Origin of the sequence: Streptomyces sp. NBC_01485 (assembly GCF_036227125.1) — a bacterium.
GTDB lineage: Bacteria > Actinomycetota > Actinomycetes > Streptomycetales > Streptomycetaceae > Streptomyces.
Window position 1 is genome coordinate 9,084,610 of the sequence record NZ_CP109435.1, and the last position, 11,885, is coordinate 9,096,494.

General features: G+C 71.1%; 11 protein-coding genes. 10 read left to right on the forward strand and 1 reads right to left on the reverse strand.

Going from position 1 to position 11,885, the window contains the following annotated elements; translation table 11 throughout:
• The first annotated feature begins 26 nt into the window (after positions 1 to 26).
• The 4 genes from OG352_RS39420 (at position 27) to OG352_RS39435 (ending at position 4,497) form a co-directional block, all read left to right on the forward strand.
• Positions 27 to 1,148, forward strand: a complete 1,122-nt coding sequence (locus OG352_RS39420) for an acyl-CoA dehydrogenase family protein (protein WP_329223597.1) — start codon at positions 27 to 29, stop codon at positions 1,146 to 1,148.
• Positions 1,145 to 1,834 (forward strand): 4'-phosphopantetheinyl transferase family protein, encoded by a 690-nt coding sequence (locus tag OG352_RS39425; RefSeq protein WP_329223598.1) that lies wholly within the window; start codon positions 1,145 to 1,147, stop codon positions 1,832 to 1,834. The genes OG352_RS39420 and OG352_RS39425 overlap by 4 nt, the downstream gene beginning before the upstream one ends.
• Positions 1,831 to 3,480, forward strand: coding sequence for an AMP-binding protein (locus tag OG352_RS39430; RefSeq protein ID WP_329223599.1), 1,650 nt, complete (start codon positions 1,831 to 1,833; stop codon positions 3,478 to 3,480). Before OG352_RS39425 ends, OG352_RS39430 begins: the two co-directional genes overlap by 4 nt.
• A 252-nt stretch (positions 3,481 to 3,732) precedes the next feature.
• Complete coding sequence (locus OG352_RS39435) at positions 3,733 to 4,497, forward strand: dienelactone hydrolase family protein (RefSeq protein ID WP_329223601.1); 765 nt, start codon at positions 3,733 to 3,735, stop codon at positions 4,495 to 4,497.
• Positions 4,498 to 4,600: 103 nt separating this feature from the next.
• On the opposite strand, the gene OG352_RS39440 is transcribed toward OG352_RS39435, so the two are convergent.
• A complete protein-coding gene (locus OG352_RS39440; RefSeq protein ID WP_329223603.1) occupies positions 4,601 to 6,106 on the reverse strand; it encodes a M28 family peptidase in 1,506 nt (501 codons plus the stop codon).
• Positions 6,107 to 6,418: 312 nt separating this feature from the next.
• Between OG352_RS39440 and OG352_RS39445 the strand changes: the two genes are divergently transcribed.
• The 6 genes from OG352_RS39445 to OG352_RS39470 all read left to right on the forward strand — a co-directional run bounded on the left by OG352_RS39445 (position 6,419) and on the right by OG352_RS39470 (position 11,694).
• A complete protein-coding gene (locus tag OG352_RS39445; protein WP_329223605.1) occupies positions 6,419 to 6,949 on the forward strand; it encodes a hypothetical protein in 531 nt (176 codons plus the stop codon).
• Between the two features lie 142 nt (positions 6,950 to 7,091).
• Complete coding sequence (locus tag OG352_RS39450; protein ID WP_443072466.1) at positions 7,092 to 8,168, forward strand: winged helix DNA-binding domain-containing protein; 1,077 nt, start codon at positions 7,092 to 7,094, stop codon at positions 8,166 to 8,168.
• Positions 8,169 to 8,227: 59 nt separating this feature from the next.
• Positions 8,228 to 8,842, forward strand: coding sequence for a condensation domain-containing protein (locus OG352_RS39455; RefSeq protein ID WP_329223609.1), 615 nt, complete (start codon positions 8,228 to 8,230; stop codon positions 8,840 to 8,842).
• A 147-nt stretch (positions 8,843 to 8,989) separates the two neighbouring features.
• Positions 8,990 to 9,397, forward strand: coding sequence for a helix-turn-helix domain-containing protein (locus tag OG352_RS39460; protein ID WP_329224172.1), 408 nt, complete (start codon positions 8,990 to 8,992; stop codon positions 9,395 to 9,397).
• Between the two features lie 292 nt (positions 9,398 to 9,689).
• A complete protein-coding gene (locus OG352_RS39465) occupies positions 9,690 to 10,814 on the forward strand; it encodes a S8 family peptidase (protein ID WP_329223610.1) in 1,125 nt (374 codons plus the stop codon).
• Positions 10,815 to 11,316: 502 nt separating this feature from the next.
• The gene (locus tag OG352_RS39470; RefSeq protein ID WP_329223612.1) at positions 11,317 to 11,694 is read left to right on the forward strand and encodes a hypothetical protein; all 378 of its coding nucleotides are present in this window, start codon (positions 11,317 to 11,319) and stop codon (positions 11,692 to 11,694) included.
• The last annotated feature ends 191 nt before the right edge of the window (positions 11,695 to 11,885 follow it).

Here is an 11,885-nt window from a genome sequence, read left to right on the forward strand (position 1 = left end):
GGATTGAGCCTGAGTGGCTTGAGGCGGTGTCGCGGCCGGTCACACCGGGCGGCGCCTTCGCCGCGCTCGACGCCCTGCCCGGCAGTGCGAGCGGCGCCGAGGTCTGGGCCGCGCTCGGGGCCGGGGGAGGGATCTCCGGGTCCTACCGCGACGGCTCGGTACGGGCGGGCCTGGACCCCGACGCTCTCGCGGACGTCCTCAGTGCGGTGGACGCCCGCTTCTCCGTCGCGGCCACACTGTCGGCCGGCGTTCAACTGGCAACAGCACTGCCGGTGTTGGCGGCGGGCGGCGGACCGGTGGTGGAGAAGACGCTGTCCGGCGCGCTGTCCGGCCGGACGACCGTCGCGCTGGCGGCCACCGACGTCACGGCGGGCACCGACCTGACCGGCCTGCGCACCGAGGTGCGGCTCGCCGGGGACGGTGTGCGGGTGTCGGGCGAGAAGCAGTGGATCGCCAACGCCACCACCGCCGCGTCGTTCCTCGTACTGGCCCGCCACCGCCCCGGCCGTCACTTCACCGACTTCACGTGGATCCTGGTGCCCGCCGACGCGCCCGGTGTCACGGTGCGGCCCGCGCCGTCCGCGTTGTTCGCGGACTCGGGCGTCGGCCATGTGGAGTTCGACGACGTGGCCCTGAGCCGGGAGCACGTGGTGGGCCGGGTGGGTCTGGGCCTGCCTCTCTTCGCCCGGCACATCGCGGGCGAGCGTCTCGCCGGTGCCCTGTGGGGGGTGGCCCTGTGCCGCCGCGTCCTGGCCGACACACACCGTCGGCTGTCCGGCCGCGCACACGGCACGGGAACCCTGTGGGACCTCGACCACGTACGCCAGCGCTTCGCACGGTGCCTCGTTCGCGTGCAGGAACTCCAGGCACTCGCCGCGTGCCGGGGCGAGGCGGTGGCGACCCGGTACGACACGGCGGCGGCCGCCACCCTGAAAGCCGCGGCCGGCAGCACCGTCACCGACGTACTGGCCGAGTGCGCGCAGTTGTGGGGCTCGGCGGGGTTCGCCACCGGCGGCATCCAGGAAGTCCGCGCCCAGGCGGCGCTGTTCGGGATCGGCGGGGGCGCGACAGAGGTGGTGCTCGACCTGGTGGCGGACAACGCCGGACGACTGCTGGACGCCCTGGCCCGCCCAGGCACGCTGCCATGACGGAGCCCGCAGCGGAAGCCATATCGGCACCTGTGACGGTCGCGGACGAGGTGTGGGTGGCCGTGGCTGCTCTCGACCGGGTCGCGCCGAGCGGTCACCGGGACGACCGCCTCCGGGCCGTCGCCCTGCCCGAATGGCGGGCCGCCGAGTTCCTGGCCGGCCGCGGTCTGCTGCGCGAACTGCTGGCGGCGGTCCGCCCCCGGCTGGCCGACCGGGACGTCGTCACCGACGTACGAGGCAAGCCCCGCCTGCGCGGGCGGCCCGGTGTCGGCGTCAGCGTCTCGCACAGCCGGGGCACGGTGGCGGTGGCCGTCGCGGTCGGCCGGGAGCTGGGCGTGGACGTGCAGCAGCCGCGGGAGACGGTTTCCGCGACGCTGACGCGCAGGCTGCTGGGAGAGCACGCGCGGGACCTGACAGGACTGTCCGCGGCGGGAGTGGCCCGGGAGGCGGCGTGGGTATGGACGGCCCAGGAAGCATGCGTCAAGGCCGGGGGAGAGGGGCTGCGGGGCCGGCCGTGGTCGATCGACGTACCGCAGGGCGCCCGCGCGGGCCACTGGGGCGACTACCGCTGGGTCAGCCTGCGCGAGCACTCGGCGATCCCGCTGAGCTGCGCGTTCGGCAGGCGAAGCACAGCGCGGAGCGCACAACACACCTTCACCACGGGAAAGGGCGATCGGCAGACATGACGGCTCAACGGACGACCACGGCACAACGGCGCACGCTGCACGACTGGTTCGCGGTCACGGCCGCCGCCCACGCCGACCGCACGGCGCTGGAGATCGGCGCCGTGCACCTGACGTACGAGGAACTGTCGGGCCTCGCCGACCGTCTGGCGGCGCGTCTGCTGGCGACGCTCGGGCCGGCGGGTGCGGGTGCGGGTGCGGGCGCATCGGGCCCTCGACGTGTGGGCCGCATAGGGCGCATGGGAGGTGGGGGGCGGGTGAGACGCGTCGGTCTGGCGGCCGAGCGCACGGCCGTCGCCTACGTGGCGTATCTCGCCGTCCAGCGGCTGGGCGCCACGGTGGTCCCCCTGGGCCCGTCCTTCCCGCCCGAACGCAACGCCGCCATCGCGAAGGCGGCGGGGCTCGACGCCGTCGTGAGCGACGGCACCTGCGATCACCTCGACCGCCTGCCCGCACCCGCCCTCACCCTGACCGACGCGGACCTGCCCGCCCTGGCCGCCGCACCGCGGCCCGTGCTCCCGGCACCACAGGCGGGCCCCGACGACCTCGCCTACATCCTGTTCACCTCGGGCTCGACGGGCGTCCCGAAGGGCGTCCCCGTACGCCACCGCAACGTCTGCGCCTACCTCGCCCACGCCGTCCCGCGGTACGAGGCGGGCCCGGGCGCCCGTGTCTCCCAGACCTTCGCCCTCACCTTCGATCCGTCGGTCCTCGACATGTACGCGGCCTGGGGCTCCGGCGCCACCCTCGTGGCCGCCACCGGCGGCGACCTCCTCACCCCCGTACGCTTCGTCAACCGCCGTGCGCTGACACACTGGAACTCCGTCCCGTCCGTGATCTCGTTCGCCCACCGGCTGCGCGCCCTCAAGCCCGGCAGCATGCCGGGCCTGCGCAGGAGCATGTTCTGCGGCGAGCCCCTGACACTCCAGCAGGCCCGCGTCTGGCACGCCGCCGCCCCGTCGAGCGCGATCGAGAACGCCTACGGCCCCACCGAACTGACGGTGACCTGCACGGCGTACCGCCTGCCGGCCGCCCCCGAGGACTGGCCCGCGCCGCCCAACGGCACCGTCCCCATCGGCCCGCTCCACCCGGGCCTGCAGGCCCGCATGCACGACGGTGAACTGTGCGTACGCGGCCCGCAGCGCTTCCCCGGCTACCTCGACCCGGCGGACGACGCGGGCCGTTTCCTCACCCCCGACGGCAGCCCGTACGACCCCGCCACAGCCCTGACGGACGCCCACTGGTACCGCACCGGCGACCGCGTCGCCCCGCTCCCGGAGGACGGCGCGGACGCCAGCGCGGGGTGTGATGCCCCGCTCGTCCATCTCGGCCGGGTGGACCAGCAGGTCCAGGTGCACGGTTACCGTGTCGAACTCGGCGAGGTCGAGGCGGCGTTGCGCGCGCTGCCGGGAGTCGTGGACGCGGCGGTCCTGGCGCTGCCGACACCGGACGGAAGCGTGGAACTCGCCGCCGCCGTCACCGGCACCAGGGTCCCGGCATCGGCACTCCACGAGACCTTGCGCGGACGCCTCCCCGCCTACATGGTCCCGACCCATGTAACCCGGCTCGACTCCCTCCCGGTCAACCGCAACGGCAAGACCGACCGCACCGCCCTGGGCAGGACCCTGACCCCGGAAACGAGCGGGTGAGCCGGCCGGCGGGAAAAAGGGTTGGGCGGGAAGACACGCGCGCTGCTAACTTGCGGGAGACCGTGACACCGGACAAGGAGGTGAGACCCATGAACGCTGGACCCATATGGGTGCTCCCCTCCTTCTCCACGGTCAGGCGAGCGATGACATAGATCGACGTAGGTCGACACGCATCGATTGCATCGACAAGGGTCGACATGGTTGTCGCCGGGAGCGCCCAGACAAGAAGGCAATCCCGAAAGGCAACAACCCATGCATTCCGCGCAGTTCACCGCCGAGACATCGGCGAACGGCGTCATCGAACGCGACTTCACCGTGGGTGAGATCCCCGGTGTCCTCTGGTCGCCCGCTTCCGGCTCCGGCCGCGCGCCCCTGGTACTGATGGGGCACGGCGGCGGCACCCACAAGAAGGCCCCGGCCATGGCGGGCCGTGCCCAACTCCTCGTGGCCGGCTGCGGTTTCCACGTCGCCGTCATCGACGCGCCCGGCCACGGCGGCCGGCCGCGCACGACGCACGACGAGCAAGAGATCGCCGCGATGCATCAGGCGATGACGACGGGCGAACCGGTCGGACCCATCGTCGTCCGGTACAACGCCCACCTGGCGGAGCGCGCCGTACCGGAGTGGCAGGCGACCCTGGACGCCCTCCAGGAGCTTCCGGAGATCGGCGCCGAAGGCCCCGTCGGCTACTACGGGCTGAACATGGGCACCGCGATCGGGGTGCCGCTGGCGGCGGTCGAACCCAGGATCGCCGCCGCGGTCTTCGGCCAGTTCTGGCCCGACCCCCTGGCCGAGACGGCGAGGCAGATCACCATTCCCGTCGAGTACGCGCTCCAGTGGGACGACGAGCACATCCCACGCGAGGCCGGTCTCGCGCTGTTCGACGCCTTCGCCTCGAAGGAGAAGACGCTGCACGCCAACGCGGGCGCACACAAGGAGCTGCCCAGGTTCGAGGCCGACAGCGCGGTCCGCTTCTTCGCCCGACACCTGGGCCGGACGGTCACGCCACAGCCCTGACCCGACGAGCCCGATGCGTCGCCCCGCCGATCCGTCGATCCGGCGGGGCGACGCCGTCTGCCGGTTGGAATGCCGGTGCCGGGGTCTGTGTGGGACTACTCGGTCACGGCTTGTTGAGGGAGCTGAGGTCGTGTGCGTAGGTGCCCACGGCGTTGGCGATGACGTCGACGTTGATACCGAGTGCCGTCATGTTGATGTTCTTGATGGTGTCGCGGGCTGTCTGGTAGTTGACGTCGAACGCGACGCCCGCCGTGCCTCCGAACTTCGCGGCCTGGGCAGGCGTCTTGATGGCTTCCGCGCCGCTGAAGGTGCCGCCGGAGGGGATGCCGGCGTCGACGAAGGGGCCGTAGTCGAAGCGGCTGACGAACGGCGTGCCTTCATGCGGCAGACGCCGATGACCCAGGAACTGGTTGATGCCGCGCTCGAGTTGGGCCGAGCCCTCGGGTACGGCCTGGGTGTTGGCGCCGTCCGAGCCGTCGCCGTCGAGCACGAACAGGCCGTAGTTCGGCGAGGCGATCATCTCGAAGTGGAGGTAGAGCTTGATCTCCTGCTTCGCGGCCGGCGTGAGGTGCGCGACGTAGTAGTCGGAACCGACGAGGCCGCTCTCCGTGGCCGACCACCAGGCGAAGCGCACCTTGTTGCGCGGGTGCTTCTCGTTCTCGGCCAGCTTCAGCGCGACGTCGAGCAGCCCGGCGGAGCCCGAGCCGTCGTCGTTGATGCCCGGACTTCCCGGCACCGTGTCCAGTTGCGCGCCGAGCATCACGGTGTCGGCGGCGTCGCCGCCCGGGGTCTCGGCGATGACGTTGTTCGTGGAGCGCGGCTCCTGGAACTGGCGGATCTCGAAGGAGATGCTCACCGGGCCCTGGGCGGCGTCCGCGGCGAGCCTCTCGCCGTCGGCCTTGCTCATCCCGCCGGTGGGGATCCTGGCGGCGGCCGGGTCGCTCAAGGTGCCGGTCAACGGGCCGTAACCGGCGTCGATGTTGTTGTAGATGACGGCGCCGATCGCGCCCGCCGCGGCGGCCTGCTCCTGCTTGGCGGCGAAGGAACAGCCGCCCCGCCTGATCAGGGCGATCTTGCCGGTGAAGCCGCCGGCTGCGTAGTCGCCGGGCTCGCAGCCGGTGGTGCCGTCGGCGTCGACCGGGACGGCGGCCAGGCCGGCCGTGACACCGCGCACCGGCGTCGACTTGGTGTAGGTCAGCGCCCTGATCTGGACGTCTCCGGGTGTGGGCGAGAGGACCGAGAGCCTCTCGGCCTGCGTCTGCGTGTAGACGAACGCGAACTTCTGGTACGAGACGCGGTAGCCGGCCTTCTTCAGCAGCTTGTAGACGTAGGCGGCCGACGCATCGTGCCCCGGCGAACCGGCGACGCGATCGCCGCCCGAGGAATCGGCTAACTGCTGGAACTTCTGAAGGTACTTGAAGGCGCCCTTGGCGGACGCTTCACGAACGAGCACCTTCGAGAGCCTGGCGGCGTCCTTGCCCGGATCGCCCTTGCCCGGATCGCCTTTGCGGGCGGAGGCGGGCGAGGCGGGGACGGGCGAGGCGGAGGCAGGCGGGGCGGAGGCCAGCAGGAGCGGTATCGAGAGCGCGGCTGCGGCCAGAGTGGCCACGGCTCTTCGACGGGATACGTTCACAGAGATCCTTCCCGGCACGAACAAGGTCGAGAGGAAGCTAGCGATCTTCAGACCATCTTGCGAACATATTTGCCACAACTACGCCATTTATTCGACTACTGATCCTCACCCCGCTGTAGGCGGTTACATGAGACGGCCAAGAGTCCGTTTGGCCACCTGATTACGTGCCCGGCTACGGGATTTCACGTATGGACGCGGACCCGCACCCCACTCGATCATGAAGCGAGGGGGTGCGGGGCCCGCAGGGGCGGTCTTCCCCATGCCACGCCAGTGATGAAGGATCCCCGTATGACGACCCAGCAGCCGACCGACGGAGCGTCGCCTGCCGGCGCGGCCAACGCCTACCTGGAGGCGCTACGTGAGCGCCTGACGGCCGACGGGAGCGGGGTGACCGCGACCACCTGGCGCGGCTACCCGGTGATGATCGGCAGCCGATCGGACCGCAAGGCGCGGTGGTTCGGCACCAAGGTGGAGTTGTTCGTCCTCGCCGCGGCTGTCCCTGAGGTCGACAAGGCCGTGATGGCCGAGTTCACCGGATGGGCCATGGACTACGTGAAGAGCCTGCGCAGCGGTCTGCCCGGCGCCCGCAACGCGGCGATGGTGCTGCCCGCCCTGGTCGGCGGCAGCGTCCAGCGGTCCGCGAGGGACTGGGCCGCCATGGACGCCCGGGTCCTCGGGACGTCCCTCGTCGGCCGGCCCGTCACGGTCGAGACGTCGGCCTCGGGGGTCACCCGGATCACCATGTACCGGGGCAGGGTCATGTACGGCGGGATGTTCACACGTCACGTCCTGGAAAAGGCGGCGCTGTACTTCCCCTGAGGCAGGGGCCGTTCCCAGGCCCGCGAACCGGACCATGCCGACGGACACATCCGGGGGCAGGGCCCGGGCGCTGTTCGTGGGAGAGGGCCATCGGCTACGGTTCGGGAACCGGCGGCAGCGATGGGGATGGTCAGGGGGGAACGTGCGGGAGCTCGGCCCGTCTCAGGCCAGACTGCTCCGAGCGTGGTCGCAGGGCGTAGGGGGCGATCGGCGCGCGACATCCGTGCCCGCCGTACTGGAGCGGTGCCTGGCAGTGCAGGCGCAGGACCTGAGGGCGGCGGCGCTCGGGCTCAGGGCGCGCGGCTCCGGGCTGACCGAGGCAGACGTGCACCTGGCGCTCGGCGCCGAACACAGCCTGGTCCGGGGCTGGTTCATGCGCGGCACGCTGTACCTGGTCCCGGCCGGTGACGCGGGCTGGCTCCGCGAACTGCTCGCTCCGCAACTGCTGCGCCGCAGCGAGCGCCGATACCGGGAGCTGGGGCTCGGGCCGGCCGAGCTGGCACTGGGGGAGCGGGTGATCACCGAGGCGCTTGCCGGCGGCCCCCTGACCCGGGACGAGCTCGCGGCGCGGATGACCGAAGCGGGCCTCAACGCCTCCGGGCAGGTCCCGTTCCACCTCGTCCGCCGATCCGCTCTGCTCGGCACCGCCTGCTTCGGTCCGATCCAGGAGGACGGCTCCGCCACCTATGTGCTGGCGGACGACTGGCTGCCCGCCTCCGCCGGACCTACCGGCGCGGATGCGGTCGGAGAGCTGCTGCACAGGTACCTGGCGGCGCACGGACCGGCGACGGCGGCCGACTTCGCCACCTGGTCGGGGCTCGGGCTGCCCGCCGTCCGCCCTGCGTGGAAGGAACTGCTCAAGGGCGGTCTGATCGAACCGTGCCGCGTCGGAGACCTGGACGCGTACGCGCTGCCGGCCGACGCATCGGAGGGCCTGGAGCCGGTAGGTGACGTTCGATTGCTGCCGGCCTACGACAACTATCTGCTGGGCTTCACGGACCGCCGGCTGTCCGTCGAGCCCGAGCACGAGCGCGCGGTCTGGTCCGGCGGCGGTCAGATCAGCCCCACCATCGTGGTGGACGGACTGGTCCGCGGAGTCTGGCGCCGGGACCGAACACGTGCCGTCGCCCTGGAACCGTTCGACGCCGGTCTGGGCGGCGTAGCCGCAGACGCCCTCGACGCTGAGCTCCGCGACATCTCCCGGTTTCTCGCTGCATAACCTCCGGCCAACCGCACCTCTCTACGGTCTCGGAGACTTGCCGAGTCTAAGGAGACCAGGTGACGATCGTCCCTCGCTCGGGGTCGCCGGCACGATCACCGGAACGTGCTCGGCTGCTGAAGGCTCTCGCGGAGCGCCGGTCGAGCCGGCCCGGCATCCTTCGGCGGAACCCGGCCGGGTGGGTCGTTCCCGCCTCGTACGCGCAGGCCGGGCTGTGGATGGTCGCCGAGCTCGAGCAGGGCTCACCCGCGTACAACGTGCCGTTGCCCGTGTCGCTGCGCGGCCGCCTCGACACCGACGCACTGCGCGTCGCGCTGACCGGGGTGGTCGAGCGGCACGAGGCGCTGCGCACCACGTTCACCGAGCACGACGGCGTGCTGTACCAAGTCGTCGGCGCGCCCGCTCAGGTGCCGCTGCCGGTCCTCGACCTGACAGGCGAGGCTGACGCCGATGTCTCCCGGCGGCTCGCCGCAGCGCAGACGGCCCGGTTCGACCTGGGCGCCGGCCCCGTCCTGCGCGCGGAACTGCTCCGGCTCGATCCGCAGGGGCCGTCCGCCAGTTCGGCGTGCAGGAGCGGTACCGACCCAACCGTCGCAGGCGATGTGGTGCACGGTGAGAGGAGCGGGAGCGGGAGCAGGAGCAGGTGCGGGGAGAGGGCGAGTCCTGGTTCATGACCGTCGCCTGATCCGGCATCCGGCATCCGGCGCCCCTGCGGCGTCCGAGGACCTGCTGATCGAGATCTGGGAGCAGTTCACCGGGCTGCGTGTATGCGGCTGTGACAACGTCTTCGACGTGGGCGGCAATTCGGGGAGCTGCTGACGCTGGAGGCGGCGCAGCGGTTCGAGCGCGGTGTCGATGCCGCGTTGATCGCGAAGGACCTGCGGGTCACGGAGCGAACGGTGCGGCGATGGCGCAAGGTCTGGCGTGAAGGCGGGTTCGCGGCGCTGAAGTCGAAGGGGCCGGTGTCGCGGGAGCGGCTGGAGGGCGGAGCTGAAGCGGACGCCGAAGAAGAGTCGGATCCCCAGGATGAATCCGACTCGGTCCTCGCGCTCGGCCAGGTCCTTCCACCCGGCCGGAACGGGCACTCGATCCCCCGCCACCCGGCGGCGCCTCGGCACCCAGTACGTACGCCACCCCGGCACACATCCAGCCGAAGTGCAACACGATCGTGGATGCCACCAACGCCACCAGGTCGGCCAGGACTCCTCTGGTCGACGCCGCGAGGATGATCTTGCGTGTGACCGGAGCGGTTTGTTCGGGGCGTGGGACGGGACGGGCAACCCTCCTCGGAGTGCCCAGGCACGTCGATACGGGCGGACAGCGTCCGGTCGAGAAGCTGCTCCTGCGTCATCCGGAAGTCGATGTTGACGATGCCGTGCTGCGCGCAAGTCGCACAGCTCCGCGGATCGTCCGGTTGGACATGGCGAACCCGGAACGGAACCCGCGCCCTGCTGGAACCGCGCGCCCTCGGTGGTCGTCTTGTGCGCTGACTGTGCACGAAGCAGGGATGTGGGGGACGTTGTGACGCGGAACGTGACGAAGGCCGGTCTCCTGGCAGTGGCCATGGCGACGGTGCTCGGGGCCTCGGCCTGCGGCGGGGAAGCCGGCGCGGCGGCCGGGGGGACCGGAGGGACGCTCCCCGCGCACGGGAAGGCGGAGTCCGTGGCGCCCTTCGGGGACGGGGCGTCGTCCGCCTCGGCGCCGACGTCCGGCGGCGCCGTGGGGAAGTTGTCCGGGATCGCGCAGACCGCGGCGGCGCCCGTCACCCGGCACGTGCCATGGAACCTGGACATCCTGGACCAGCGGTCGCGGCCCCTGAACGGGAAGTTCACCACCACCGCCACGGGCAAGGGCGTTCACGTCTACGTGATCGACACCGGGATGGACATCGCCCACAAGGAGTTCGGCGGACGCGCCCACCTCGGCGCCGACTTCGTGGGCCCGCAGGACTCCGGTGACTGCTTCAGCGAGGAGGGGACCGGCCACGGCACGTTCGTCGCGGGCATCATCGGCGGGGCGAAGTACGGGGTGGCGCCCAGGGCGGAGCTCGTACGGGTCCAGGGCATCCTGTGCGAGAGCGGGGGCGGCGGTTCCCCGGCGGCGGCCGAGGCGGCCTTGGTGAAGTCGGTCAAGTGGGTCACCGCGCACGCGCAGAAGCCCGCGGTGGTGAACATGTCACTCAACCTCGACCACCGGTCGTCGGCCCTGGAGTCCGCCGTGAAGAAGATGGTCGACGCGGGGATCCCGACGGTGGTGTCGGCCGGCAACTTCCATGACGACGCCTGCAAGCACTCCCCGGCCGGAGTCCCCGGCACGATCGTCGTGGCGGCCTCCACCTCGAACGACCGCGTGTGGAGCGACGGCGGCTCCTACGGCTCGGGCCACGGACGGTGCGTGGACCTGTACGCCCCCGGTCAGAAGGTGACCGCCGCCCTCGCAGGCGGCGGTACGGTCACGGAGAACGTCGGAGCGACGTCCTGGGCCGCCCCGCATGCGACCGGCGTGATCGCGCTGTACCTGTCGGCTCACCCCCACGCCACGGCTCACGAGGTCCACGTCTGGCTCGACCACACGGCCACCGCTGGTGTCGTGCGCGGCGTCCGCTCCGACACGCCCAACCGGCTGCTCAACACCGGTGGCCTCTGACCTGCCCAGGCAGCCCGGTGCGGCTGGGCGGTGAGGCGGCAGTGGGTGGGCGTCAGCCAGTGATGGGAGTGGGACGCTGGACAAGAGCTGAGGTTCGAGCTGTGGCTGCTGTCATGGAGTGACCAGGTCGCTGTTGCGGTGTGGCTAGCAGACGGGTTGCCGGCTGTCGTGGGGGTGGTTGTTCCCGCGAGGGTCCAGCAGTCGGGTCGCTCGATACCCATCCGCTTGGCCTGGGTCATCTCGCGGAAGGCCGGCCGGGTCGCCTGACGCGGAAGCAACCCGCGACCACGCTCATGACTCTCCGAGGGCATCGCGCCACACCTGTTGAGCCCCGTTGGCTTCCATGGCCGCTGCTCTTGATACGTCGTCACACACGACCAGGATGCCGGTGTCCGTGCTCGTCGCAACACCGGCCTCACCCCAGCTGACCGGCGGCACTCCGTAACGGATCACGATCTACAGCTGCTGTGTCAGACGATCTACCCAATTCTTGGAGGTTTTGATGAAGTCCGTCATCCGAAAGGCGGCAGGCCTCGCAGGCGCGGGCGTGGCCGTGGCGGCCATGTCCGTGACCGGCGCATCGGCCGCCCAGGCGGAGTCCCCGACCCACGGCTGCGCGTACCCCTATGTCTGCTTCTATGCGGACGAGCACGCCTGGAACGCGGGCACGCCGATCGCGAAGTACCGCGATGTCACCAGTTCCTATCAGACGGTCAGGTCCCGCCCGCACTACTACGTCGTGAACACCCGGAACGACGACGTGGCGTATCTACGGCTCCAGGACGGGACCTCGGTCTGCCTGCCGCCGAATAACGAAACCGTGTTCGCGAACGCTTTCAGCGTCACCGGAATAAAGATCTCCAACAGATCCACCTGCTGAATCTGCTCGAACGGTCGGCGGACGCGTGCGATTTCGTCCGCCGCCGGACAGCGGGGGCAGGCTGTGACAAATCCGTTAGCCTCGATCATTCATGAGTCCCCGTCAGCTTGCTGACGGGGACTTTGTGGCTGTGTGGTGGGTCTTTTCGGGGCTGGGGCAGGTCGAGGGCCCGGCTCTCGCGTCGGATGGGC